Genomic DNA, 25,984 nt, shown 5'->3' on the forward strand with positions numbered 1-25,984 from the left:
ATGCCGATGGCGCGGACCGTGTTCACGCTCCCCGGACCGCTGCCGCTTCGATGGCTCGTTTCATCTCCGCGGCGCCGTATTCGATACGGATCCGGACTTCGGGGGCGCGTTCGTCCGGGAGCAGATCGGTGGTCCAGATCAGCCGTCCGGTGTGCGAATCCGTCTCGCGCACTTCGAAAGACGCGTTGTGATGGGTGAGGGCCGGACGCGCGCCCTCGATCACGCTGTAGGCCAGGCGGCGCAGGTCGTCGTCGACGCTGACGATGCGTTCGCGGATCACATGGCCGTCGGGGAAGGTCAGGATGCGGTGCTCGCCGTCGAGCGCGGTATCGGCGACCCGGCCGGGTAGCAGGCGCTCGTGCACGGCGCCGATATCGCGCAGTACGTCCCAGATGTGTTGCGGCGGTGCGTCGATCGCGATCTCGTGGCGGATGGTGGCCATGGGATCGACGCTACCCTGGTCCGGGTTCGCCGGTGCCGGACCGCGTGGACGCTCGCGTATGGGAGCGAGCGTCCGGACCATGGGAACGCTCAGCGTTTCCCGGTGTACTGAATGCATGACAGCGACCACCGCCACCTCGACCACCTCCGGCTTCGCGACCGGCTCTCTGATCGGCGCGACCGTCACCACCGGCCTGCTGGCCGGCGTCTTCTACGCCTACGCCAGCTCGGTGATGCTGGCCCTGCGCCAGCTCGACGACCGCACCTTCGTGGACGTGATGAACCGGATCAACACCGTCATCGTCAACCCGGTCTTCATGCTGAGCTTCCTCGGTTCGGTCGCCTTCACCGGCTTGGCCGCCGTGCTGTACTGGCGCACCGATCAGCGCACCGTGCTGTGGTGGGTGCTGCTCGCCCTGGCCCTCAACGTGATCAGTTTCCTCATCACCTCGGGCGGCAACGTCCCGCTGAACAACCAGCTCGCCGACACCTCCTCCGGCGATTTCGCCACCCTCCGCCACCAGTTCGAAGGCCCCTGGATCACCCTCAACATCCTGCGGGCCCTCGCCAACACCGGCGCCCTCGGCGTCCTCGCCTGGGCCCTGCGCACCACGAACAAGGGGTAGGGGCCCAGCCACCTGCGATAATGCGGGGCGGGAAAAAAATTTCGGAAAATTTCGGGGGCCGTGTCGATCCATAGTGGTTGTCGTTCGACCCAGGGGTGAGAGGGTCCGGAGGGGATCCGCGAGACGAAGGAGACACACCATGAAGTACATGCTGATCATGCGCGCCACCGACGAGGCCTACGCGAGCATGGGCGAGGTCGATTTCGGCACCATGCTGGAGACGATGGGCAAGTTCAACGACGAGTTGATCCGGGCGGGCGTGCTGCTCGCGGCGGAGGGGCTCGACCCCGCCGAGAGCGTGGTGGTCGATTACGACGGGGAAACCCCGGTCGTCACCGACGGTCCGTACGGCGAGACGAAGGAACTGTTCGGCGGGTTCTACCTGCTCAACGTGGCCTCGAAGGAGGAGGCGGTCGAGTGGGCGAAGCGGATGCCGGTCATCGTCAAGGGGTGCAAGACCGAGATCCGGCGGGTGCCCACGATCGACGAATTTCCGCAGGACAACGTCTGGATTCAGAAGGAGCGGGCGTGGCGCGAGGCCACCGGGCAGCTCTGAACGGAACATCCGGATGACGGCCGATCCCACCGGACGCGAGGCGGTCGCCGCGGTGTGGCGGATCGAATCCGCGCGCATCGTCGGCGCGCTGGCCCGCTACACCGGCGATTTCGCCCTCGCCGAAGATCTGGCGCAGGAAGCACTGGCCGAAGCGCTGGTCACCTGGCCGCGGGAGGGGACACCGCACAATCCGGCCGGTTGGTTGCTCACGGTGGGACGGCGGCGCGCGATCGACACCTTCCGCCGCCGGTCCGCCCTCGACGATCGCTACGCCGCCCTCGCCCGCGGCTTGGGTGAGGGCGGCGTGCTGACCGGTGGTCCCGGTGCGGATCCGATGCGTTCGGGAGCGGAACCGCTGTGGGATCCCGATCGCATCGACGACGACGTGCTGGCTCTGATCTTCACGGCATGTCATCCGGTGCTCTCCCGGGAGGCGCGGGTGGCGCTGACGCTGCGTGTGGTCGGCGGTCTCACCAGCGACGAGATCGCCAGAGCATTTCTCGTCCCGGCCGCGACGGTTCAGGCTCGGATCACGCGGGCGAAGAAAACCCTTGCCGCGGAACATATTCCGTTCGCAGTCCCGGAAGCGGGTGAGCGTGCTGCCCGGCTGAGCTCGGTGCTCAGCGTGATCTACCTGATCTTCACCGAAGGTTCGTCGGCGAGTTCGGGCACCGAACTGATCCGCTTCGATCTGGCCGGGGAAGCGCAGCGACTGGCTCGGGTGCTGTCCCGTCTCGTGCCGGACGAACCGGAGGTGTACGGACTGCTGGCGCTGCTCGAGCTGACCGCGGCCCGCTTCCCGGCGCGGACGGGCCCCGACGGTGAGCCGGTGCTGCTGGAGCATCAGGACCGGCGGCGCTGGGACCGGGCGGCGATCCGGCGCGGCCGCGCCGCCCTCACCCGCGCCGGACAGGTCGGCCGTGGGCTGGGCTATTACGGCGTGCAGGCCGCGATCGCCGAATGCCACGCCGTCGCCGGCTCGGTCGCCGACACCGACTGGGACCGCGTGGTGAGCCTCTACGAAGCGCTGGGCCGCCTCGCCCCGTCGCCGGTGGTCGAGCTGAACCGGGCGGTCGCGGTCGCCATGGCGAAGGGCCCGGACGCCGGACTCGAGATCGTGGACGGTCTGCGCGCCGAGGGCGGACTGCCGAATTCCCATCTGCTGCCGACGGTCCGGGGCGAACTGCTGGCCCGCCTGGGCCGCACGAGCGAGGCCCGCGAGGAGTGGGAGCTGGCGGCGCGCTTGTGCGGCAACGACCGCGAGCGAGCCGTCTTGCACCGCAAGCTCGACCACCTCGGCTGAGCACGGCCCGCGGTCCGTGGGCCGACCGGGTCAGGCGGCGGTGAGAAAGCGCCCGGTGCGCTGCGAACCCAGCACCGGCGCGGCCACTCCGTTGCCGAAAACGTAACGGCCACCGACGAATACGGCATTCACCGTGTCGTCGTTGCGATTCACCATGCGCGACAGATTGCCGAAGTACGGCATCGTCTGTTCGGTGTAGCGCTCGAGTCCCGCATCCAGCCGGGCCGGGTCGATCACCACCGCGTCGGCGCGGTCGCCGACGCGCAGATGTCCCGCGTCGAGCCCGTACCAGTCGGCCAATTCCCCGGTCAGCCGGTGCACCGCGTGTTCCACCGACATGAACGGGCGCCCCGCCAGTTCGGCATCGCGCACCCGGCGCAGCAGCCGCAGCCCGAAGTTGTAGAAGGCCATATTGCGCAGGTGCGCACCGGCGTCGGAGAAACCCAGCTGCATGCCGGGATCGGCGGCGAAGCGATCCAGCACACGCGGCCGGTGGTTGGAGATCGTGGTGCGCCAGCGCACCTTGGGCCCGTACTCCACCACCAGATCGAGGAAGGCGTCCACCGGATGCACTCCCCCGCGTTCCACCCCGACCTGACCGAAGGTCTTGCCGACGACCGAACTGTCCGGACATTCCACGATCTCGGCGTCGAAGAAGTCGCGATGCCACACCCGAGGGCCGAACTTGCGGTCGTAATCCTTGCGGAACTGACGGCGATAGCTTTCGCTCTGCAACATCCGGTGGCGCTCGTCCAGCTGATTCGACAGATGCAATGCCGCTGCGCCGGAACCGAATTCCTCGAACACCACCAGATCGATACCGTCGGCGTACACCTCGAACGGCACCGGCAGATGCTGGAAGCGGAAATCTCCGCCGAAGGCGTTGATCGCCCGCGCCAGGGCCGGAAACACGTGCGCCACCAGGGGAATCGCCTTGATATCGGCCGCCGAGAGCAGACTCACCTTGAGATGCGGCTGCCCGATGCCCAGACTCGACAGCGCCATCGCCACCAGGCTGTGCGGTCGCGCCACATCCGGCCCGCCCTGCAGAGCGCGCCGCCGAGCCCGCAGAATCGCGTTGAGCTGGTGTCGTTCGCGCATGGTGGCGTAAGTGGAGGGCAGGGTGCGGGAGCGGCAGGTCTCGCCGTCGAGTTTGTCGAACATCAGCTGTTGCGAGGACATACCGACGAAACCGGCGTCGAGGGCCTCGTCCAGATGCCGGCGCATGGCGGTCAGCTCGCCGGCGGTCGGCTTCACCTCGGTGCGGGTGGCGCGGTCCAGACCCATCTCCGCGGCACGAATATCCGAATGTCCCAGGAACGCCGCCACATTCGGCCCCAGCGGCGAGGCATCCAGGGCGGCGGCGTACTCGTGGGCGTTGCGCCAGGTCTTCACATCGCCTACGGCGTCGATCACATGTCCGCGCGGGATGGCCTCCACCCGGCCGAACAGGTCGCCCGCGGTTTCGGCGCCGACGTGCACGGTCGACAGCGAACAGGAGCCGAGCAGCACGGTCGTGACACCGTGGCGCACCGATTCCGACAGCGACGGATCCAGCAGGACCTCCACGTCGTAATGGGTGTGGATGTCGAGCATCCCGGGGATCACCCATTTGCCGGTGGCGTCGACGACGGTCTCGCAGCCGGATTCGTCCAGGGGTTCGGCCGAGACGGCGGCCACCCGCCCGTCGCGGATGCCGACGTCGCGCACCGCCGACGGCGCGCCCGTGCCGTCGAACCAGATACCGCCCTTGATGATGCTGTCGTACATGACAGTCCCTCTTTCACCCACCCGCCCCGGCGGGGCGCGTCAGATCTCTATCTCGCGCCGCACGACCTTGCCGGTCGCGTTGCGTGGCAACGGTTGTGCCGTGATCACCCAGCGGGCCGGCACCTTGAAGTAGGCGAGCCGCTCGGCGGTGAAGGCCCGCAGCTCGTCCTCGGTCACGATGGCCGGATCGGCGACGACCACGACGGCCGCCACCTCCTGCCCCAGATCCGCGTGCGGCACACCGAGTACCGCCGATTCCAGTACCGCGGGATGCTCGTCGAGCACGTTCTCGATTTCGGTCGGGTACACGTTCTCCCCGCCGCGCAGGATGAGATCCGACCGCCGTCCCGACAGACGCAGCCGGCCCTCCTCGATCACGCCGAAATCGCCGGTGTGCAGCCATCTTTCGGCATCGATGGCGGTCGCGGTGGCGGCCGGGTCGTTCCAGTAACCGAGCATCACGTACGGGCTGCGTACACAGATCTCACCCTCCTGGCCGTCTGGCAGCGCCCTGTTGTCCGGATCGCGGATCTCGATGCTCACGCCGATGATCGGCATCCCGACGGTGTCGGGGTGGGCGGCCAGCACCGGCGGCGTGGCAACCGTTGCCGCGGTGCCGCTTTCGGTGAGGCCGTAGCTCGTGGTGAGCGCGACCTCGGCCATCGGCAGTTCCCGGCGCAGCCGTTGATGGAAGGCCGGGGAGGACGGGGCGGCGTTGAGCGAGAACGCCACCAGACTCGACAGGTCGTAACGGGACAGGTCGTGTTCGAGCATGCGGCTGACCATCGTCGGCACCGCGCCCCAGTTGGTCACCCGCTCCCGCTCCATCAGCGACAGCACCCGCTCCGGGTCGAAGCTGCCGGTGTTGATCACCACGGTCGCGCCCGTGGCCAGTCGCGGAATGATCAGATTGTGCAGGCTCGCGATATGAAACAGCGGTGAGGTCAACAGGAATCGGCGATCGCTGGGCCCCGATCCGAGCTGTTGTCCGCGAAAGGCGGCCGCCATGGCATCGGTGAATCGATGATAGTCGCAGACCGCCAGCAGGTTTCGCTGGGTGTGTACCACGCCCTTGGGCCGCCCGCTTGTCCCGCTGGTGTAGAGAATGACCGCCGGGTCGTCCTCCGCGATCGACACCTCCGGCGCCGGACCGGGATGGCCGGCGATCAGCCGCGGCAGATCGGATTCCATGGTCAGCACCGGAATGTCGGTGCCCACCTCGGCCAGCAGGGCGGCGCGCTTGGCGTCGGCGACGACCACCGTCGGGCGGGTGTGCTGCAGACCGTAGGCGATCTCGCGCGGCGCCCACCACGCGTTGTAGCCGACCGGAATCGCGCCGAGCACCTGCGCCGCCCAGAACGTCGTCACCCATTCCGGCGTGTTCGCGGCGAGGATGCCCACTCGGTCGCCCTTGCCGACACCGTAACGATCGGCGAGTGCGCGCGCGAGAGCCGTTGCCGCGGCGCCGTGTTCGGCGAACGTGATCCGGCGGTCCGGGGTCACCAGATAGTCGTGGTCACCCCAGGCCGTACCCGCGTGGAACAGTTCGGCCATACTGCGCCGCCGATCGCGCATCACCGGAATCGGCGCGCCCAGTACCTCTTCGACCACCATCTCGAACGGCCCGCCGGGGCCGGTGAGGTCGGCGGTGATCCGGGCGGCGATGGCCTGCGGGTCGGCAGCTCGCGTCATAACCTTCACTTTCTGCTTACGGGATGAGCACGGCACGACCGCGGATCTGGCCCCGGTCTAGTCGTTCGAATGCGGCCGGGCCCTCGGCGAGGTCGAATCGTTCGACCGATACGCCGATGGCACCGCGCTGCGCGAGCGCGACCGAGGCGTACAGGTCACTTCTCGTGCCGCCGTAGGACTTTCGGATGGTGGCACCCCACGGCAGGCCGGGTCCACCGGCGGGTCCGGCGTCGATGCCCGGAATACCGCCGTCGAGTCCCACCATGCGGTAGGCGCCGTTCGGCGCGACCGATTCGACGGCCAGTTTCGCGGTGGCGTCGTTGCCGACGAAGTCGAAAACCGCCTCGGCGCCCCGGCCGTCGGTGAGGTCCAGAATGCGGGCGGCGGTCTTCTCGTCGGCCGGCAGGGTGAGGTCGGCGCCGCAGGACGTGGCGAGCTCCAGCTTTTCCGCGGAGATGTCGACCGCGATGATGCGGCAGGCCGTCGTGGCCTTCAGGATCTGCACCGCGACATGTCCGAGCCCGCCGATGCCGATCGCGACGGCGGTGGCGCCGGGTCGCAATTGATCGGCGGCCCCGCGGATGGCGTGATACGGCGTCAGCGCCGCATCGGCCAGCGGCGCCGCCGTCGCGAACTCCAGCTCGCCGATGGGCACGAACGAATTCGCCGGAATGCGAACGTATTCCGCCATCCCCCCGTCCGGCCCCAGTCCCGGGCAGGGCGGCATCGCGGTGCGACCCGCCGCGAGGCAGACGTTCTCGTTACCGCTCACGCATTCCCGGCATACGCCGCAGGACCAGCACAGGTAAACAAGCCCCCGCTCCCCCGCGCGACGACCGTCGACCTCGGTGCCGACCGCCTCGATGGTGCCGGCGATCTCATGCCCCATCGTCAGCGGATCCTCGCGCAGCGGGAACGGCAAGCCGAGCACGAAGGAATCCGAATGGCAGATTCCGGCCGCCCCGACCTTCAACAGCAGATCGGTGGGCCCGATCTCGGGGATCGGGACCTCGCGCAGCTCCAGCGTGCCGGGCCCGGTCAATTGCAATGCGCGCATGTTCTGTTTCCTCACCGCGGCGTTCGGCGCAGCGCCGGACGTGACGTGGCACACACGGTAGCACTCACTGGACACAGCGTCCAGTGAGTGTGCGGGCGTCTATCATCGACGTCATGCCTTCGGAATCGACCGCCCGGCGCGGGTCGCTGCGCGATGAGCAGAAGCGGGCGACGCGGATGCGCATCGTGGAGGAGGCGCGGCAGCTGTTCGTGCGTGAGGGCTATCTGGGAGTGCGTGTCGACGACATCGCGGCCGCGGTCGGCTGCAGCCGGGCCACCTTCTACTTGCACTTCACCGGTAAGACCGAGGTGCTGCGGGCGATCGCCGAACAGGGCACACTCGCCAGCGTCCAATTCTTCTACCGGGATCTGGACCGGGTCCTGGCCACCGGTTCCCGCGCGGAGTTCACCACGTGGATGCGCCGGGCCATCGAGTGGTTCTTCGACAACAAGGATCTGCTTCCCGCCTGGGACGAGGCGACCGCCCTGGAACCGGAGTTCCGCGACCTCGCGCGGGAGGGCATCATGCAGCTCGCCGACGGGATGCCGGACTATCTGGCGCGCTGGCCCGAGAGCCGCCGCGACGAAGCGCGCCTGCGCATCGAACTACTCGTGGCGCAGCTGGAACGCTTCTTCACCCGATGGGCGATGCAGGGCACCATCGAGGTCACCGCGGCCGCGGCGGCCGAAGTCCTCACCGATATCTGGTTCCCGGCTCTGCAGGCACCCGAATAACACTGTCGGACAATGTCTTCCGGCTATTTCGGCGGGAGTGTACGGGCGTATTCGAGCCCGCGATCCAGCCAGGTGTGCAGTACCTCGTCGTCGTCGAGATATTCCGGCGCCACCCGCAACCAGTTCCGCATCTCGCGGCCGCCCATCACCATCGGCGCGACCGCGGAACCGTCGATGAGCTCCTCGGCCTGTGCCGGATCGACCCGGACCAGCAGTCCGCCCCGGCCGCTGGCCGCCACCGCCATATTGCCGCCGACCAGGAAGGCCAGCCCGCCGAACATGCGCTTCTCGACCGTCTCGGTCACCGCCGGCCCGAGCAGGTCCCGGATCCGGTCCGCCAACTCTTCGTCATAGGCCATACGGCATTCTCACACCGGGTACCGACAGGTTCGGCCCGATTCCGCAGTGGCCGGTTCGAAGAATTCACCGAGAATTCGCGCCCTTGGGAACCCGCAGCGGTTGCTCCGGTGCGGCGGTTGGACCAGCATCCAACCTCATGCGGAATCGCTTGAATCCTGCCGGTGACATCCCCGATACCGGAATCCCCGAGCAGCTGGCCGCCACCATGACGATGGCCGAACAGCACGAATGGCACCGGGGATATCTGCGGCGGCATGCGGTGTCGCGGCGGAACTTCCTGCGCGGTTCGGCCGCGGCCGCCGCGGTGGCCGCCGTCGGCACCTCACCGTTCGCGGGGCGGGCCTATGCCGATCAGGCGCAGCTCGCGGTCGGCGGCCGCCACGTCGGTTACGGCCCGGACGCCGCCAGCCAGCTGCGCTTCGCCGCGCAGCTCTCGCGTAATCCCAACGGCGCCAAGATCTTTCTCGACCACGGGCCGACGCCGGCGCTCGGCGCGAGTGTCGAGGCGGAGGTGCGCGATCTGGTGACCCAGATCCCCACGAGCGACAGCGGCGTACTCGCGGCCGAACAGTTCTATGTGCACGCGCCGGTCGACGGCCTGCCCGGACGGCTGCCGCATTTCTACCGCTGGCGCACCTCCGACGGATTCGTCGGCGACATCCGCGCCGCGTCGACCGCGATGCCGAGCGTGCGCAACGCGGTGCTGCCCTTCCGGTTCACCATGATGGGCGATCAGGGCACCGACGACACCCCTGCCCAGCCGGCGGGCGTCGCTCCCGGCGACTACGACGACAAGTACTACAAACCCGACAACGACCCGGCCGTCCCGCACGCGGACAACGTGATGCGCCAGATCGTGGCCTGCAAGCCGGATTTCCATGTGCTGGCGGGCGATATCGCCTACGCGGATCCGTCGGGCGCGGGGAAGAAGCCGCGCTACGTCACCGCCGGCGACAAACTGCCGGACGGATTCGACAAGTTCAATCCGTACGTGTGGGACGTGTATTTCGGCGCCATCGAAGCCAGTGCATCGACCACGCCGTGGATGTTCGCCACCGGCAACCACGACATGGAGGCCGCCTACGACACCCACGGGTACGGCGGACACCTCGCGCGCCTGGACCTGCCGGCCAACGGGCCCGCGGGCTGCCCGTCGGCGTACTCGTTCACCTACGGCAATGTGGCGGTGCTGTCGCTGGACGCCAACGACGTCTCCTACGAGATCAAGGCCAACACCGGCTACTCGGGCGGCGCCCAGACCAGTTGGGTGGAGCGGACTCTGGCGGACTATCGCGCGAATCCGGATATCGACTTCATCGTCTGCTTCTTCCATCACTGCGCGTATTCGACCACCGATTCCCACGCCAGCGACGGCGGCCTGCGCGACGCCTGGTGCGCACTGTTCGACCGCTATCAGGTCGATCTGGTGCTGCAGGGGCACAACCACATCTTCGAGCGCACCGACCCGATCCGCGGCGGCCGCCCGACCAAGGCTGCGGGCGACAATTCGATCGTCTACCCGGACGCGGACGGCACCGTCTACTACACCGTGGGCGGCGGCGGCCGTCCCCGCTACGGCTTCCAGCCCGGCTCCCCGGAGACCTACCGCGGTCACGAGGTGCCCGACACCGCGGTGCCCAACAGCTACGTGTGGACACCGGGGGGCACCAAACAGGACGAGGCCGCGACCTGGTCGCGGGTGCGGTTCCGCAACTACTCGTTCATCCGGGTCGATGTGCGACCCGGATTCTTCGCCAGCGAGATGGATGTGGTGGCCGTCGACGAATACGGCCGCGAATTCGACAAGGTGACCTATCGCCGGCAGGTGGGCCGCTGACCCGCGGCACGGGCCGGGTCAACCCGTCGGCCCACTGAGTCGTCCCGCAGAGCCGCTGAGCGGGCCGCCGGCCCACCACACCGCGACCGGCGGCCACCATGGCGGTCATGCGTTTCCATTTCGCCGAGGCGGGCGGAGACCCCGTGCACTGGGTGGACCTCGCGCGGGCCGCGGAATCGGCCGGTTTCACCGGCATCTGCCTGGCGGACAGCCTGGCCTATCCGCGCGACGGTGACCCGCGTTATCCCTATACCGCCGATGGGCGGCGAGAGTTCCTGCGCGGCAAGCCCTTTGCCGAACCGATGATCGCCGCCACCGCGATCACCACGGCCACGACCACGCTGCGGGTCACACCGTTCGTGCTGAAATTGCCGGTGCGCCCACCCGTCCTGGTGGCCAAACAGGCCGCGACGCTGGCGGTGCTGAGCGGCAACCGGCTCTCGCTGGGCGTCGGAATCAGCCCGTGGCCCCAGGATTTCGCCATGATGGGCGTGCCGTTCGAGCGGCGCGGCGCACGCCTGGACGAGGGCATCGATATCGTGCGCGGCCTGTGCGGCGGCGGTGAATTCACCTATCGCGGAAAGATATACGACCTGCCCGCCGTGGAGATCACTCCGGTCCCCACCACACCGATTCCGATCCTCGTCGGCGGCCACAGCGAGGCCGCGCTGCGGCGTGCGGTCCGGCGCGGAGACGGGTGGATGCATGCGGGCGGCGACCTCGCCGAACTGTCCGCACTCCTGGGTCGCCTGGCCGAATTGCGTTCGGAATACGAGACATCCGCGCCGGCGCGAACCTCCGAATTCCAGATCCACGTCGTGGCGCGCGACCCCTTCGACACCGACGGCATGCAACAGCTGGCCGCCTCGGGTGTCACCGATGTGATCGTCGGATTCCGCAGCGTCTACGACGCCACACCGGATACCCGCAGCCTCGACGAGAAGGTCGATGCGATCACCCACTACGGCGAGACCGTCATCGCCGCGCACCGATAGGAGAATCATGGCCGACCATCCGGCTCGCGCGGCGGGACGGGCATCCCAGCACGCCGTCCGCACCAAGGACCGCACCACCTGGCTGGATCTGTTCGCCCCGGACGCGGTGGTGGAGGATCCGATCGGCCGATCGCCGTACGACCCCGCCGGGAACGGCCACCGCGGCCGGGACGCGATCGCCGCGTTCTGGGACACCGCCATCGCCGAGAGCGATATCGCGTTCCGGATGCGCGACTCCTACGCCTGCGGCGCCGAGGTCGCCTTCGTCGGCACCATCACCAGTGTCCGCCGGGAGCTCACCGTCGAGGTCGACGGGGTGTTCACCTATCGGGTAAACGCCGACGGCCGCATCGCCGCCCTGCGCGCGTATTGGGAACTCGACCGGGCTCGCCGCACCACGTCCGAGCCGGGTACGGCCGGCTGACGGAAATCCGGCCTACACTCCCAGCGCCGGGGCGAAGACCGACCACGAGTCGTGCAGATCGTCCTGCCAGTACACCCACGCGTGAGTGCCGTTGCGATGCACGACGGTCGCCGGAATGCCCAGGGCGGCAAGGCGACCGGTGAGCTGTCCGGTGCAGGAGTCGACGACGCTCTCCATCACGCCGCCGATCGCCACCCGGTTGGCCAGCGCGCCCGTGTTGCCGCCGATCGAGGGATCGGAGAGGGTGTCGTGCACGCCGGGCACCCCGTTGCCCGAGGAGATGTAGAGGGCCGTTCCGCGCAGCCGATCGGCGTTCACCACCGGATCGTGAGCGGCCCAGTCCGGATCCCCCGGTCCTCCCCACATATTCCCGGCATTCGCCCCGAAGACGCCGAGCTGCGAATACACGTACGCCTGCGGAATCGGGCCGTTGGTCAGCGGGCACCCGCTGTAGGCGCCGACCGCCTGGTACAGGCCCGGCGCCCCGATCGCCAGATCCAGTGACGAGGTCGCCGACATCGAGGTGCCCGCGACGGCATTGCGGCCCGTCATCTGGAACCGCGAGTTGAGCAGCGGCGGCAGCTCCTGGGTCAGGAACGTCGTCCACTCGTTGCGGCCCAGCACCGGATCGTCGGACTTCCAGTCGGTGTAGTAGCTGGCCCGCCCGCCCATCGGGACGATCACGTTCACCGGTTTGTCGGCGAAGAATTGCGCGACGTCGGTGCGGCTGGTCCACGGCCCGCCGTCCTCACCGCCGTCGACGGCGTTCAGGAGATACAGCGCCGGCGCCGCGAAATCCGGATGCGACATCCACACGGTGATCTGCTTGTTCATCGCCGCGGAATAGACCACCACCGAATATTGGCGACCACCCAGCGGATGGACGTCGACGATGGCGGGTCCGCCGGGATCCGCCGAGGCTGCCGCGGGCACAATCGCGGCAATCGAGGCGAAGGCGGCGAACAGGACAGCAAAACAGCGCGGAAGCCGGTGCATACGCGGAGTATTCCACCCTGTCGCGGTCCCCGCAGCACTCTCGGCAGGCGTGTCCACCGGGAGACCGGGCCCGCAAGCGGCGACCTCCGCGGGCCCGGCACCGGCGGTCCGCATCCGCCGGGCTATCTCTGTGCGGCCACCACGGTCCGGCCACCCCGGCGGAAGCGGCTCAGTGCGCGGCGACGGCGGCCCGGATCGCGGCGATATCGATCTTCGACATGGTCTGCAGCGCGGCGCCGGCCGCGGCGGCGTGCTCGCCGCCCATCAACGCCGGCAGCTCGGCCGGCACGACCTGCCAGGACAGGCCGTATCGATCGGTGAGCCAGCCGCACGGCCCCGGCTTGCCGCCCGCGGTCAGCGCCGCCCACAGCCGGTCCACCTCGTTCTGCCCGTCGACCACCAGCTGAACGGAGGCGGCATCGGTGAAGGGATGGCCGGGTCCGCCGTTCATCAGCGTGAGCGCGTGTCCGGCCAGATCGACCTGCACGACGAAGGCCGATCCGTCGGGGTTACGAGTGATGCCGGTGATGCGGGCGCCGGGAATGTGCTCGGTATAGAACCGGGCGGCTTTCTCGGCGGCAGTGTCGAACCAGAGGAAGGTGCTGATGTCGGTCATGATCGCTCCTGGGGTGTGTTTCCGACTCGCTGTCACCCCTCGGTCGAGGCCGATCTCGCACATTCGACACAGTTCGCGAATTTTCTCGAGATTTTTTTCGCCGGACCTATTCGGCGGCGAGACGATCCAGTGCCGCCCGGCTCGCTTCGTCGGCGGCGCGGTAGATGATCAGCCGCTGATCGGGGTCCTGCAGCGGCATCAGCGCTTCGTAGGCGACGGTGACCGCACCCACTCGCGGATGATGCATCGTCTTACGCCCGCGGCCCTGCACCCGCACATCTCTGCGCTCCCACAGTTCGGCGAATTCGGCACTGCCCGTGCGGAATTCGTCGATCAGCTCGGCCAGGACCCGGTCGTCGGGATGGGCGGCCCAGGCGGCGCGCAGCCCCGCGATCCCCTCCCGCACCGTCCGTTCGCGATCGGCGTAGAAGGTGCCCATCCCCGGATAGAGCAGGCACAGCCACATGGAGTTGCGCTGCCGGGGCGGCAGCGTGTCGAAATCCAGCAGCAGCCGCGCCATCTCGCGATTCCAGGCCAGAATGTCGTAGCGGTGGTTGAGCACCATCGCCGGTATCGGCGCCAGATCCGCGACCAGCCGGACCAGCTCCGGTGAGGCCGTGGTCGCCGGTTTGCCGTCGTCCGGGGGGCGCTGCCGGGCCAGATCGAACAGATAGATGCGTTCGTCCGGTGCCAGGCGCAGGGCCTGCGCGAGCGCGTCGAGAACCTCCGGCGAGGGCCGCAAACCACGACCCTGTTCCAGCCGCACGATGTAGTCGGTGCTCACGCCGGCCAGCTCGGCGACCTCCTCGCGGCGTAATCCCGGGGTACGGCGGGAACGGCGGCGCAGCGGCAGGCCGAAATCGCCCGGATCGAGTCGTTCGCGCCGGGTGCGCAGAAAGGCGCCCAGTTCCTGTGTCACTTCCACCGTGCCGGTCATCGCTGTCGATCCTACGACGAGGCTGGTACCGGCGATCCCAGGAAAAACCTTCCCTTACCGCGTTCGTCCCGGCCGCGCAGACTTGCCGTCGAGATCGAATCCACACAGGAGGAAGATATGGCGCTCACTCTCGACACCTATCGGCTGCTCGGCCGGTCCGGCCTGCGGGTCTCACCGCTCGCACTGGGCACCATGACCTTCGGCGCCGACTGGGGCTGGGGCGCCGAACGGGACGAGGCGCGCAAACTGTTCGACGACTACGTCTCGCGCGGCGGCAATTTCATCGACACCGCCAGCGTCTACACCAACGGCAGTTCCGAGCGGCTGCTCGGCGAATTCACCCGCGACAATCGCGAAAGCCTGGTGCTGGCAACGAAATACACGATGTTGCGGCGGCCCGGCGATCCGAATTCCGGCGGCAACAACCGCAAGTCGATGTTCGCCTCGGTGGAGGCCAGCCTGCGCAACCTGAACACCGACTACATCGATCTGCTGTATCTGCACGCCTGGGACTTCACCACGCCGGTCGAGGAGGTACTGCGCGGCATGGACGATCTGGTCCGGCAGGGCAAGGTGCTCTACGTCGCCATCTCCGACACCCCGGCCTGGCAGGTGGCGCGCATGCAGACCATCGCCGACCTGCGCGGATGGTCCCCGCTGGTGGCGCTGCAGGTCGAATACAGCCTGATCGAACGCACCGTGGAACACGACCTGTTCCCGATGGCGCGGGAACTCGGGCTCGGCGTGATTCCGTGGTCGCCGCTCGGCAGCGGCGTGCTGACCGGCAAATACACCACCGCCGATCTGGACGCCTCGGCGGCGGGTTCGCCGGAGGGCAGTCGTAAGAACGTCGCGCTGGCCAACGGTTCGCTGACCGAACGGGGCCTCGCGATCACCGAGGTGGTGAAACAGGTCGCGGCGGAACTGGACCGGACACCGGCCCAGACGGCACTCGCGTGGACGCTGCGGAATCCGGCGGTGACCGCCCCCATCATCGGCGCCCGCACCCCCGCTCAGCTCGCCGACAATCTGGGCGCCCTGGAGGTGGAATTCGATGCGGCGCAACTGGAACGGCTGGACACGGCCAGTGCCGTCGAACCCGGATTCCCGCACAATATGCTCGCCCGCGAGATGACCAATACCGTGATCAACGGCGATCTGACGATCACCCCGCGGACCTGATCTCCCGAGGTTCCGCCGCGGATCAGGCTGCGGTGGTGAGGAATTCGGCCGCCGCGGTGCGGTATCGGTCGACCAGCAGGCGCACCACCGCCGGATGTACGCCGAGCGGTTCGGCGACTCCGTCGGCACCGACCTCCCGCAGGCGCTGATGGAACAGCCCGTGCGCCAGCAGATACGAGCCGACGAACACCCGCTCGGCACCGGACTTCCGCAGGGCGGCAACGACATCCGGTACCCGCGGCTCGCCGGTCGCGATGTAGGCCGTGCGAACCGCGGCGTCCAGCTCCTGCGCCAGCATGGCGGTCGCCTGCCGCACATCGTGGCGCGCACGCGCGTCGGAGGACCCGGCCGCCGCGACGACCACCGCATCACCGGGACGCATACCGGCCTCGTGCAACCGCATCCGCATCACCCGAGCCAGCATCGGGTCCGGGCCCATCGCCGGGGTCACCACCACATCCGGATGCCCGCTGTCCCGGACTTCGCGCGGGACATCCTGGTAGACGTGGTAACCGGAGGCGAGAAAGGCCGGAACCACCACGGCCGGAACGCCGTTCAGCTCGCGCAGTACCTCGGCGGGGGTGGGGCCGAGCACGTCGACGAAAGCGGTCCGTACCGGCACGTCGGCGCCGGCGCCTCCCATCTCCGCACGCACCGCATCGGCCAGCGTGGCGATCATCCGCACGCCGGTGGCACTGCGGGTGCCGTGCGCCACCAGCACCAGCGCGGGGGCGCTCACCAGACCCCCGCCATGGGCGCGGGTCGCTGCGGACGCAGCGACGGGGCGTACCCGCCCGGCGGGCGGGTGTTGTTGTCCACGCATTCGGCGGGGTCGAGAGCCAGCCGATAGCCGCGCTTGACCACCGTCTGAATCGCCTTCGGCGTGCCGAGACCCGCACGCAGCCGGGCGATTCCGGTCTCCACGGCATGGGTGTCGTCCCCACCGCCGGGCAGCGCCGCGAGCAGATCCTCCCGGGACACCACCCGGCCGGGCTGGCGGGCCAGCGCCCGCATCAACGCCATCGGCGCGGGAGCGAGCTGACGCACCGAACCGTCCACCACGACGCAGCCGCCGCGCACGCTCAATTCGTGCCCGGCGGCGTGAATCCGGTTGGCGCGGCGCGGAAGTTCCTCGGCGACGTGGCGAGCCAGCGCACCGAGTCGCGCACGGCCCGGCATGGACGTCGGCACCCCGAGTTCCTCCAGCGGTGCGGCGGTGATCGGGCCGACGCACGCCGGCAGCACCCGCGAACGCATCGCCTGCAGGACGCCCTCGAGCAGCCCGGTTTCCTTCGCCCGCATCAACATCGAGGCCACCGCGGGTGCGCTGGTGAACGTGACGCAGTCCAGTGCGGAGGTGACCACGCCCTCGATCAGTCGGTCCATCGGCACACGATCGTCCGGTGGCACCCAGCGGTACACCGGCACCGGCACGACATCGGCGCCGGCACAGCGCAATACCTCGCAGAAGTCGGGGACCGGCTCCCATTCGGTCGTCGCACCGTGCAACTGCACCGCGATGCGCACACCCTCGACCCCCGCCGCCAGCAGGTGATCGAGCACCTCGGCGGACGATTCGGAGGCCGGCGACCATTCCTCGCGCAGTTCGGCGGCCCGGATGGCGCCCTTGGCCTTGGGGCCACGGGCCAGCATGCGCGTGGAAGCCAAAGTGTCCCGGAGATTTTCGGCCAGGCCCCACCCCTCCGCCGCTTCCATCCAGCCGCGGAAGCCGATGCCGGTGGTGGCGACGGCGATCTGCGGCGGATCGGCGACCAACTGCCGGGTCACCCGCTCCAGTTCGGTGTCGTCGGACAGGGGGATGATGCGAATCGCCGGGGCGGAAACGATATTCGCGCCTCGGCGACTCAACAGCGTAGCCAGTTCGTCGGCCCGCCGGGCGGCTGTCACACCGATGGTGAAGCCGTCCAGGGGTTTCAATTCGGTGGGTTGCGCTTCGCTCACGGTGTACCGCCGTACTGGATCGGTTCGTTGGACACCGCGACGACCCCGTCGACGACGCGCACGCCGTAGACGGGCAGTGCGACCGAGTCGTCGTCCAGGCAGCGGCCGTCCAGCAGCGAGAACGACTGCTTCAGCAGCGGCGAGGCGACGACCGGCACACCGGCGCGGTCACCGACGATGCCGCGGGACATGACCGCCGCCCGCCCGAACGGATCGATATTGCCGACGGCGTAGAGCGTGCCGTCGGGCAGCAGGAAGAGCGCGGCCTGCCGTCCGCCCCTGAGCAGTACCGCCACGCCGCGGCCGGGAATCAGATAATCGAGCCGGCAGGCCGAGGTCCAGCCGGTGGTGGTTGCCGGTGCGAAGCCGGGTGTGTCGATAACGGTCATCGGTGATCTCCTCCGAACGCCTTACCTAATAGGTACCGGTGTCCTGTTTCCGCACGATTACGTGGCTATTTCCCGGGCGTGGCAGTTGCGGCCGGCATGGCGGGCATTTCGGGCAGGCCGAGCAGAACCGGCGTCTTGCGCTCCCCGCTCTCGTCGAAGGCGATCGTCGGATCGGCCTCCTCCGGCGCGTTGACGAAGGTGACGAAGCGCGAGAGCTTCGCGGGATCCTCCAGCACCGCGGCCCATTCGTCCTTGTAACCGGCGACGTGGCGGGCCATGCTCTCCTCCAGCTCGGCGGCGATGCCGAGGGAGTCCTCGCAGACGACCTGCTTGAGGTGTTCGATCCCGCCCTCGAGTGCTTCCTGCCACGGCGCGGTGCGCTGCAGCCGGTCCGCGGTGCGGATGTAGAACATCAGATAGCGGTCGATGTAGCGGATCAACGTCTCGTCGTCGAGGTCACCGGCCAGCAGCACCGCGTGCTTGGGCGTCAGGCCGCCGTTGCCGCCGACGTAGAGGTTCCAGCCGTTCTCGGTGGCGATGACGCCGACGTCCTTGCCACGCGCCTCGGCGCATTCGCGGGCACAGCCCGAGACCGCCAGCTTCAGCTTGTGCGGCGAGCGCAGTCCCCGGTAGCGCTTCTCCAGCAGCACCGCCATGCCGACCGAATCCTGCTGTCCGTAGCGGCACCAGGTCGAGCCCACGCAGCTCTTCACGGTGCGCAGCGATTTGCCGTAGGCGTGGCCGGATTCCATCCCCTTGTCGACCAGTCGCTGCCAGATCTGCGGCAGCTGCTCGACCCGCGCACCGAACAGGTCGATGCGCTGGCCGCCGGTGACCTTGACGTAGAGGCCGAAATCCTTGGCGATCTGGCCGATTTCGATCAGCTGCTCGGGCGTCACCTCACCGCCGGGCATCCGCGGCACCACCGAATAGGTGCCGTTCTTCTGCAGGTTGGCCAGGAAGTGGTCGTTGGTGTCCTGCAGTGCGGACTGCTCACCGTCGAGGATGTGGTCGCTCGAGGTCGAGGCCAGGATGGACGCGACGGTCGGCTTGCAGATATCGCAGCCGATTCCGGTGCCGTGCTTGGCGATCAGTTCCGAGAAGGTGCGGATTCCGGTCACCTGCACGATCTCGAACAGTTCGGACCGGGACTGGGTGAAGTGCTCGCACAGCGCCTTCGACATCTCCACGCCGGACTGCTCGAGCAGCTTCTTGATCATCGGAACGCAACCACCGCAGGAGGTTCCGGCGGAGGTGCAGCTCTTGACCCCGGCGATATCGCAGGCGCCTTCGTGAATAGCACCGACGATGGCCCCTTTGGACACGTTGTTGCAGGAGCAGATCTGCGCCTCGTCGGGCAGGGCGTCCGCGCCCAGTTCGGCGCCCGCGGGCGAGATCAGCGCGGCCGGTTCGGCGGGCAGTTCGCTGCCGACCAGCGGACGCAACGCCGCGTACTGCGAGGCGTCGCCGACCAGGATGCCGCCGAGCAGCGTCTTGGCGTCGTCGGAGATCACCAGCTTGGCGTAGGTGCCCTTGGCGGCGTCGTGCAGCACCACCGACAGCGCGCCCTCGGTGGTGGCGTGTGCGTCACCGAAACTGGCGACGTCCACGCCGAGCAGCTTCAGCTTGGTCGACAGGTCGGCGCCCGGGAATTCGCCGGCGCCGCCGACCAGCCGGTCCGCGACGATCTCGGCGGTGGTGTAGCCGGGGGCGACCAGGCCGTAGCAGGTGCCCTCCACGGCGGCGACCTCGCCGACGGCGTAGATGTGCGGGTCGGAGGTGACCATGCCCAGGTCGGTGAGCGCACCACCGCGCGGGCCGATCTCGAGTCCGGCGTCGCGGGCGATCTGATCGCGCGGGCGCACACCGGCGGAGAACACGACCAGCGAGGCGTCGATCACGGACTCATCGGACAGTGAAACCCGCAGGCCCGCACCGTCTTCGGCCGGTTCGATGGCCGAGGTGCCGACACCGGTGTGCACGTGCAGGCCCAGATCGGTGACCAGCTTCTCCAGGATCGCGCCGCCACCCTCGTCGACCTGCACCGGCATCAGCCGCGGCGCGAACTCGACGACGTGCGGTGTCATTCCCATGAGCCGCAGCGCATTCGCCGCTTCCAGACCGAGGAGTCCGCCGCCGACGACCACACCGACCGCGCCGGGGCCCGCGTTCTGCGCGGCGGCCCGGATGCCGTCGAGGTCCTCGAGGGTGCGGTAGACGAAGCATTCCGGACGGTCGTGGCCCGGCACCGGCGGCACGAAGGCATACGATCCGGTCGCGAGAACCAGTGCGTCGTAACCGATCACGTCCCCGGAGGAGGTGGTCACCTTGCGGGCGGCGCGGTCGATCTCGTCGGCGCGCACGCCGAGGCGCAGATCCACCAGCGCGTCGCCGGCGTACTCGTTACCGGGCAGGGCGAGCGCGCTCTTGTCCCAGGCGCCGACGTAGGACGACAGGCCGACGCGGTCGTAGGCGGCCTGGTCCTCTTCGCTCAGCACGACGACCTGCCATTGCCCGGCCTCGTCGCGGGAGCGCAGCGCCTCCACGAACCGGTGCCCGACCATGCCGTGGCCGACGACCACCACGGTCTTGCGCTGCGTGGGTTCGACTGTCGTGTTCATGACTGTCCTCCGATGCTTTCCGATGGTCAGGCGCGAGCCGAGGTGGTGGACTGGGTGGAATCGGTTTCGGGCGACCGCTCGGCCTCGAGCACCAGGGCTTCCGCCTGGGCGACGACACCGGATTCGGTACGCGCCGAACGCATTCCGGGCCGTCGTAGGAAGACCGACCAGACGACGATCGCGCAGACGACGTAGAAGCCGAGGAACACCCAGAAGGCGGTGGTCGCGGAGTTGGTGGAGGCGTAGGAGGAGCGCAGCACCAGGTTGATGGCCACACCTCCCAGGGCGCCGATCGCGCCGACGAAGCCGATCAGCGCGCCCGAGGTGTTGCGCGACCAGGCGGCCTGCTCCCCGGGGCTCACGGGCAGGCTCTTGGACTTCGCGTCGAACACCGACGGGATGATCTTGGTGACCGACCCGTTGCCGATTCCCGAGAGCACGAACAGGGCGATGAATCCGCAGACCAGGGCGACCATGGTCAGGCCCGAGGCCACGCCGCCGTTGTGGTCGGCGGCCACACTGGACACCGCGACCACGACCGCCGCGACCATCATTCCGGCGAACCCGGCCAGCGTGACGCGGCTGCCGCCGAAGCGGTCGGCCATCTTGCCGCCGTAGGGGCGGGCCAGCGAACCGAGCAGCGGGCCGATGAAGGCGATCTGCGCGGCGTGCAGACTCGCCTGGGCGGCCGAATCGCCACCGGCTTTGAAGCCGATCTGCAGAATCTGGCCGAAGGCGAAGCTGAAGCCGATGAACGAGCCGAACGTACCGATGTAGAGGAAGGCGATCGCCCAGGACTGCGGAACCTTCAGCGACTCCAGCATGTAGGACAGATCGGCCTTCTGGTTGCGCAGATTGTCCATGTAGAGCGCGGCACCGAGACCGGCGACCGCGATGAACGCCAGGTAGACCAGGCAGACGACCGACGCGTAGGAGTTGCCGAGCGTCGCGATCACCAGCAGGCCGATCAGCTGGATCACCGGGACGCCGATATTGCCGCCGCCGGCGTTCATACCCAGCGCCCAGCCCTTGAGCCGCTGCGGGTAGAAGGCGTTGATATTGGTCATCGAGGAGGCGAAGTTGCCGCCGCCCAGGCCGGCGAACGCCGCCACCACCATGAACGTGGTGTAGGAGGTGCCCGGCTGGTTGATGAAGTACAGCGTCAGCAGCGTCGGGATCAGCAGCATCAGGGCGCTGAAGATCGTCCAGTTGCGGCCGCCGAAGCGTGCGGTGGCGACGGTGTAGGGAATGCGCAGGATGCCGCCGACCAGGGTCGGCATGGCGACCAGGAAGAACTTTCCGGCGGCGTCGATGCCGAACTTGTCGGTCGGCATGAACAGCACCATCACCGACCAGATCGACCACACCGAGAATCCGACATGTTCGGCGACGACCGACCAGATCAGATTGCGACGGGCGATCTTCTTGCCGCCGGCCTCCCAGGCCGCGACATCCTCGGCATCCCATTGCTCGATGTCGTGGTTACGCGTCAGCGTGCTCAACAGGGCCTCCTGAAATCCGGTTGGCCCCAAGGTAGAAAACGGGTATTGCCGCGATGCTGCGCCACATGACGCACAAATCAACGGTTGCTCACGAATTCGGCGATTTCCCGGTGAGAACCGGGACTTTGTTTCGCCCATATGACACAACGGTTTCCGTGCGTCACAAAGTGCCGACGCTCACACGCTGAGTCGGTGAGATCGATGGCGGCGAGTGGTGCGGGCCACATTACGCGGCCGTCGGCTCACATCATGGTCACAAGCTCACCGCGGCGCAACCCGAGCGGTGAAATAGCCGAGAGGTCGCGCCGCGGACGCCGGTCAGTGCCAGGTGTCCTCGAGCATGCGTGGCTTGCACGCCTGCCAGCCGCCGGCCACCAGCACCAGGACGGCAACCGCCAGCAGGGCGAAGGGCGCGCCCCAGCCGCCGACCACGCTGTGCAACACACCGAACAGCAGGGGGCCGACGCAGGCGACGGTGTAGCCGACACCCTGCGTGAAGCCCGACAGCGCCGCCGAACCGGCCTGGGTGCGGGTGCGCAGATTGATCAGCGTGAGCGCCATCGGGAAGGTGCTCGGCCCCAGGCCCAGCAGCAGCACCCACAGCCACGGTGCGCTCATCGGGGCGATCAGCAGGCCGGCGAACGCCGCGAAAAACGCTATCGCGCAGCCGATCACGACGGGGAACGGATTGCGGATGCGGGCGGTGAACGACGGCGCGGTCAACGCGGCCGCCAAGCCCATGAAGGAGAAGAAGGCGACCATCGTGCCGCCGAAGCTCGCGTCGGCGCCCGCGTCGGCGAAGAGTTTGGGCAGCCAGGTGAACATCGAGTAGGTGACCAGCGAGGTCATGCCGAACATGGCGGCCATCCCCCACGCCAGCGGCGACCGCCGGATATTGCCCGCGCGCGCGGGCTGTTCGCCGGGCACCTCGGCCACCGCGGTGGTGTCCGCGCGATCGTGACCACGCCGCCCCCGCAGCACACCCAGCCACGGCACCGCGGCCGCGAATCCGAGCAGCGCCCACAGCCCGAGCGAGACCCGCCAGCCGGCCGCATCGGCGACCGGGACCGCGATCAGCGCCGGCACCACGGTGCCGATCTGCACCATCGTGATGTACACCGAGCTCAGCACCGCCAGGCGATCGGCGAAATACCGCTTGACCAGGGGCGGAATCACGACATTGCCGATGCCCATACCGGCCAGCGCCAGCGCGGACAGGCTCAGCAGCTCCCAGGTGTCGGGCACCAGCGCCCGGGTCAGCTGCCCGGCCCCGGCCATACACATGGCGACCAGTGCGGTGCGTTCCAGGCCCAGCCAGCGCACGAAGATCGGGGTGATCAGTCCGGCCAGCGCGAACATGGCGGTCGGGATCATGCCGAAGACACCGACGATGGCGGTGGAATAGCCGATGTCGGCGCCGATCCGCTCGGCGAGCGGAGTGAAGGCGGTGACCGCCACGCGCAGCGTGAGCGCCGAGACGACGATCGCGACGAGGACGAGGATCCGGCCCTCGGCCAGACCGCGGCGCCGGATGTCGGTGGTCGACTGCAGATTGGTAACCGTCACCGCGAAATCATAGGATGATTGGATGAAAGCGGGCAACAAATGTGAGGAGGGGTACTCTATTGGCCGTGCAACCAGTCCGGCGCACCAGCCTCATCGCTCAGGTCACCGAACAGCTGCGCGCTGAAATCCGTTCGGGGCGTTGGCCGATCGGCTCCCGCATACCGACCGAACCGGAACTCACCGAATTGACCGGCACCGGCCGCAACACCGTGCGCGAAGCGGTGCAGGCGCTCGTGCACGCCGGCATGCTCGAACGCCGGCAGGGTTCGGGCACCTACGTCATCGCCGCCTCCGATCTCGGCGGCACCCTCACCAAATACTTCGCCGACGCCGTCGAACGCGATGTGCTCGAACTGCGCCAGGCCCTCGATGTGCAGGCCGCCCGGCTGGCCGCGCTGCGCCGCGACGACAACGACGTGCAGACCCTGCTGCGCCTGCTCGACCGGCGCAGCCAGGTCTGGGATACCGACAGCACCGCCGCGGTCGACGCGGACGTGGCACTGCACCGCGCCATCGTCGCCGCCAGCCACAACACCGTCTACCTCGAGTTCTACGATTCGCTGCTGCCCGTGATCGAGGACGTGATCCGTTCTCGCACAACCAAATACGGCAACCAGTATCACGACGAACACGCCGAGCTGGTCCATGCCGTGATCGACGGCGACGCCGACCGGGCCGCGCGCGCCGCCAACTGCTTCCTCGGCTCGCTCATCGCCGAATACCCCGAACGGTGACGGTCTCCGCCGGCAGGTAAACGATTCGTCACCGTCGTGCCGGAAGCGGGGTGAGCGAGTGTTGCTGCGAACGTCACGGAGCGTGAATCGGACGTAATTTCGCGTTCCTACCGTGGATACGACCGCCGGACCCCGACCTCCGGGTCCCCGAGATGAGGGCGGTCGCATCCCTTCGAGAGGAACGCGCCGATGACTACCACCGACGCCGCGATATCGGCCACCGCCGCTCCCGACTTCCACCACCAGGCCCGCGGCCGCTGGCTCGAGCACTGGGAGCCGGACAACGAAACCTTCTGGGAGAACGGCGGAAAGCGCACCGCCCGTAAGAATCTCGCGTTCTCGGTCTTCTCCGAAAACCTGGGATTCAGTATCTGGGTGCTGTGGGCCAGCGTGGTCACCGCCATGGGTTCGGCGGGCTTTCATTATCTGAGCGGCCCGGACGCCGTGGCCAATTCGCTGCTGCTCACTTCCACACCCACCCTCGTAGGCGCCGCGCTGCGCGTGCCCTACACCTTCGCCATTCCGAAATTCGGCGGGCGCGCGTTCACCGTCTTCAGCGCGGGCATGTTGCTGCTGCCGACGCTGGGCCTGGCCTATTTCGTCAATCAGCCCAGCACGCCGTTCTGGGTGTTCATGCTGCTGGCCGCGCTCGCCGGCGTGGGTGGCGGCAATTTCTCCTCGTCGATGGCGAATATCAATTTCTTCTTTCCCGAGGGGAAGAAGGGTGCCGCGCTGGGAATCAACGCGGCGGGCGGCAATATGGGCGTCGCGCAGACTCAGCTGCTGGTGCCGCTGATCATCACTCTCGGCACCCATCTCATGGCCAAGGATCCGGCCGGTTACCGGTTCGGCATCACCCTCGCGGTGCTGGTGTGGATTCCGTTCATCCTCGTGGCCATGTTCGGCGCGCTGCGGTACATGGATTCGATCACCGGCGCGAAATCCGACGGCAGTTCCTATCGGCTGGCGCTGACCAACCGGCACACCTGGATCATGGCGGTGCTCTACATCGGCACCTTCGGATCGTTCATCGGCTTCTCCTTCGCCTTCCCCACCCTGCTCAAATCCACCTTCCCGGAGCTGGCGAAGATCGGCTGGATGTCCACGATCGGCAACCTCGCCTTCCTCGGCGCCTTCGTCGGATCGCTGAGCCGGCCCTTCGGCGGGTGGATCGCGGACCGATTCACCGGTGCCCGGATCACCGTCTACGTCTTCACCGGTATGGCCGGCGCCACCGCGCTGATCGTGGCCGCGCTCTCGGTGAAGAACTTTCCGCTGTATCTGATCTCGTTCCTGCTGCTGTTCGTGCTGTCGGGTATCGGCAACGGTTCCACCTACCGGATGATCCCCTCGATCTTCGGGGCCGAGGCCAAGCGCCGCGCCGCCGAATACGGCCAGGACCCGGCCACCGCGCTGGCCGCGGCCAAACGGCAGGCGGGTGCGGCGATCGGTGTGGTCGGCGCAGTCGGTGCGGCCGGCGGGTGGGTGCTGCAGCAGGCGCTGCGGGAATCCAATATCCACTTCGGCGGGATGGCACCGGCCTTCTGGGCCTACGCCGTCGCCTTCCTGGTGATGGGCGGACTCACCTGGTGGTTCTATCTGCGCTCGTCGTTCGCCGTCGAGCGGGTGCCGTCACTGGCCCACGCGGGCGTCTGAGGGCTGGACTCACGACATTGCGGGCTCG

At 68.3% G+C, this 25,984-nt stretch carries 24 protein-coding genes; 10 read left to right on the forward strand and 14 right to left on the reverse strand.

The window, feature by feature from the left end:
* Window positions 1–22: 22 nt before the first annotated feature.
* Window positions 23–442 (reverse strand): SRPBCC family protein, encoded by a 420-nt coding sequence (locus NK1_RS19430; RefSeq protein ID WP_063010526.1) that lies wholly within the window; start codon window positions 440–442, stop codon window positions 23–25.
* Between the two features lie 115 nt (window positions 443–557).
* On the opposite strand from NK1_RS19430, the gene NK1_RS19435 reads away from it, so the two are divergent.
* The 3 genes from NK1_RS19435 to NK1_RS19445 all read left to right on the forward strand — a co-directional run bounded on the left by NK1_RS19435 (window position 558) and on the right by NK1_RS19445 (window position 2,926).
* Window positions 558–1,067 carry an anthrone oxygenase family protein gene (locus NK1_RS19435; RefSeq protein WP_063010528.1) on the forward strand — a complete coding sequence of 170 codons (510 nt, stop codon included), beginning with the start codon at window positions 558–560 and terminating at the stop codon, window positions 1,065–1,067.
* Window positions 1,068–1,206: 139 nt separating this feature from the next.
* The gene (locus tag NK1_RS19440; protein WP_036504404.1) at window positions 1,207–1,623 is read left to right on the forward strand and encodes a YciI family protein; all 417 of its coding nucleotides are present in this window, start codon (window positions 1,207–1,209) and stop codon (window positions 1,621–1,623) included.
* 13 nt (window positions 1,624–1,636) lie between these two features.
* The gene (locus tag NK1_RS19445) at window positions 1,637–2,926 is read left to right on the forward strand and encodes an RNA polymerase sigma factor (RefSeq protein WP_063010530.1); all 1,290 of its coding nucleotides are present in this window, start codon (window positions 1,637–1,639) and stop codon (window positions 2,924–2,926) included.
* Between the two features lie 30 nt (window positions 2,927–2,956).
* Here NK1_RS19445 and NK1_RS19450 read toward each other — a convergent pair whose 3' ends face one another.
* Genes NK1_RS19450 through NK1_RS19460 form a run of 3 tightly spaced genes read right to left on the reverse strand, consistent with a single transcriptional unit; the run spans window position 2,957 to window position 7,445 of the window.
* Window positions 2,957–4,696 carry an N-acyl-D-amino-acid deacylase family protein gene (locus NK1_RS19450; protein ID WP_063010532.1) on the reverse strand — a complete coding sequence of 580 codons (1,740 nt, stop codon included), beginning with the start codon at window positions 4,694–4,696 and terminating at the stop codon, window positions 2,957–2,959.
* Between the two features lie 39 nt (window positions 4,697–4,735).
* Entirely contained in the window at window positions 4,736–6,388 is a 1,653-nt protein-coding gene (gene casG / locus NK1_RS19455; RefSeq protein WP_063010534.1) for a steroid-24-oyl-CoA synthetase, read from the reverse strand.
* Window positions 6,389–6,404: 16 nt separating this feature from the next.
* On the reverse strand, window positions 6,405–7,445 hold the full coding sequence (locus tag NK1_RS19460; protein WP_063010537.1) for an NAD(P)-dependent alcohol dehydrogenase: 1,041 nt from the start codon (window positions 7,443–7,445) through the stop codon (window positions 6,405–6,407).
* Window positions 7,446–7,558: 113 nt separating this feature from the next.
* Here NK1_RS19460 and NK1_RS19465 point away from each other — a divergent pair, with 113 nt between their 5' ends.
* On the forward strand, window positions 7,559–8,179 hold the full coding sequence (locus NK1_RS19465; protein WP_063010539.1) for a TetR/AcrR family transcriptional regulator: 621 nt from the start codon (window positions 7,559–7,561) through the stop codon (window positions 8,177–8,179).
* 23 nt (window positions 8,180–8,202) lie between these two features.
* Here NK1_RS19465 and NK1_RS19470 read toward each other — a convergent pair whose 3' ends face one another.
* A complete protein-coding gene (locus NK1_RS19470; protein WP_063010541.1) occupies window positions 8,203–8,538 on the reverse strand; it encodes a TfoX/Sxy family protein in 336 nt (111 codons plus the stop codon).
* Window positions 8,539–8,675: 137 nt separating this feature from the next.
* Between NK1_RS19470 and NK1_RS19475 the strand changes: the two genes are divergently transcribed.
* From NK1_RS19475 to NK1_RS19485, 3 genes are all read left to right on the forward strand, one after another.
* A complete protein-coding gene (locus tag NK1_RS19475; protein ID WP_063010543.1) occupies window positions 8,676–10,376 on the forward strand; it encodes a metallophosphoesterase family protein in 1,701 nt (566 codons plus the stop codon).
* 107 nt (window positions 10,377–10,483) lie between these two features.
* A complete protein-coding gene (locus NK1_RS19480; protein ID WP_063010608.1) occupies window positions 10,484–11,371 on the forward strand; it encodes a TIGR03619 family F420-dependent LLM class oxidoreductase in 888 nt (295 codons plus the stop codon).
* A 7-nt stretch (window positions 11,372–11,378) separates the two neighbouring features.
* Complete coding sequence (locus NK1_RS19485; protein WP_063010545.1) at window positions 11,379–11,795, forward strand: nuclear transport factor 2 family protein; 417 nt, start codon at window positions 11,379–11,381, stop codon at window positions 11,793–11,795.
* 12 nt (window positions 11,796–11,807) lie between these two features.
* On the opposite strand, the gene NK1_RS19490 is transcribed toward NK1_RS19485, so the two are convergent.
* From NK1_RS19490 to NK1_RS19500, 3 genes are all read right to left on the reverse strand, one after another.
* Complete coding sequence (locus tag NK1_RS19490; protein ID WP_063010547.1) at window positions 11,808–12,791, reverse strand: alpha/beta hydrolase; 984 nt, start codon at window positions 12,789–12,791, stop codon at window positions 11,808–11,810.
* A 169-nt stretch (window positions 12,792–12,960) separates the two neighbouring features.
* Window positions 12,961–13,407, reverse strand: coding sequence for a VOC family protein (locus NK1_RS19495; protein WP_063010549.1), 447 nt, complete (start codon window positions 13,405–13,407; stop codon window positions 12,961–12,963).
* A 106-nt stretch (window positions 13,408–13,513) separates the two neighbouring features.
* The gene (locus NK1_RS19500) at window positions 13,514–14,344 is read right to left on the reverse strand and encodes a helix-turn-helix domain-containing protein (protein WP_063010551.1); all 831 of its coding nucleotides are present in this window, start codon (window positions 14,342–14,344) and stop codon (window positions 13,514–13,516) included.
* 117 nt (window positions 14,345–14,461) lie between these two features.
* On the opposite strand from NK1_RS19500, the gene NK1_RS19505 reads away from it, so the two are divergent.
* Window positions 14,462–15,526, forward strand: coding sequence for an aldo/keto reductase (locus tag NK1_RS19505; protein WP_063010553.1), 1,065 nt, complete (start codon window positions 14,462–14,464; stop codon window positions 15,524–15,526).
* Window positions 15,527–15,548: 22 nt separating this feature from the next.
* On the opposite strand, the gene NK1_RS19510 is transcribed toward NK1_RS19505, so the two are convergent.
* The 6 genes from NK1_RS19510 to NK1_RS19535 form a co-directional block, all read right to left on the reverse strand.
* The gene (locus tag NK1_RS19510) at window positions 15,549–16,265 is read right to left on the reverse strand and encodes a sirohydrochlorin chelatase (protein ID WP_063010555.1); all 717 of its coding nucleotides are present in this window, start codon (window positions 16,263–16,265) and stop codon (window positions 15,549–15,551) included.
* On the reverse strand, window positions 16,262–17,488 hold the full coding sequence (locus NK1_RS19515; RefSeq protein ID WP_084461220.1) for a uroporphyrinogen-III synthase: 1,227 nt from the start codon (window positions 17,486–17,488) through the stop codon (window positions 16,262–16,264). Before NK1_RS19515 ends, NK1_RS19510 begins: the two co-directional genes overlap by 4 nt.
* Window positions 17,485–17,877 (reverse strand): nitrite reductase small subunit NirD, encoded by a 393-nt coding sequence (gene nirD / locus NK1_RS19520; RefSeq protein ID WP_063010557.1) that lies wholly within the window; start codon window positions 17,875–17,877, stop codon window positions 17,485–17,487. The genes NK1_RS19515 and nirD overlap by 4 nt, the downstream gene beginning before the upstream one ends.
* 65 nt (window positions 17,878–17,942) lie before the next feature.
* Window positions 17,943–20,498, reverse strand: coding sequence for a nitrite reductase large subunit NirB (gene nirB, locus NK1_RS19525; protein WP_063010559.1), 2,556 nt, complete (start codon window positions 20,496–20,498; stop codon window positions 17,943–17,945).
* A 26-nt stretch (window positions 20,499–20,524) separates the two neighbouring features.
* Entirely contained in the window at window positions 20,525–22,003 is a 1,479-nt protein-coding gene (locus tag NK1_RS19530) for a nitrate/nitrite transporter (RefSeq protein ID WP_245660673.1), read from the reverse strand.
* 315 nt (window positions 22,004–22,318) lie between these two features.
* The gene (locus NK1_RS19535) at window positions 22,319–23,566 is read right to left on the reverse strand and encodes an MFS transporter (protein ID WP_245660670.1); all 1,248 of its coding nucleotides are present in this window, start codon (window positions 23,564–23,566) and stop codon (window positions 22,319–22,321) included.
* 65 nt (window positions 23,567–23,631) lie between these two features.
* Here NK1_RS19535 and NK1_RS19540 point away from each other — a divergent pair, with 65 nt between their 5' ends.
* Entirely contained in the window at window positions 23,632–24,300 is a 669-nt protein-coding gene (locus tag NK1_RS19540) for a FadR/GntR family transcriptional regulator (protein ID WP_062963477.1), read from the forward strand.
* Between the two features lie 189 nt (window positions 24,301–24,489).
* Window positions 24,490–25,956 carry an MFS transporter gene (locus NK1_RS19545; protein ID WP_063010563.1) on the forward strand — a complete coding sequence of 489 codons (1,467 nt, stop codon included), beginning with the start codon at window positions 24,490–24,492 and terminating at the stop codon, window positions 25,954–25,956.
* The last annotated feature ends 28 nt before the right edge of the window (window positions 25,957–25,984 follow it).

Origin of the sequence: Nocardia kruczakiae NBRC 101016, assembly GCF_001612965.1 — a bacterium.
Classification (GTDB): domain Bacteria; phylum Actinomycetota; class Actinomycetes; order Mycobacteriales; family Mycobacteriaceae; genus Nocardia; species Nocardia kruczakiae.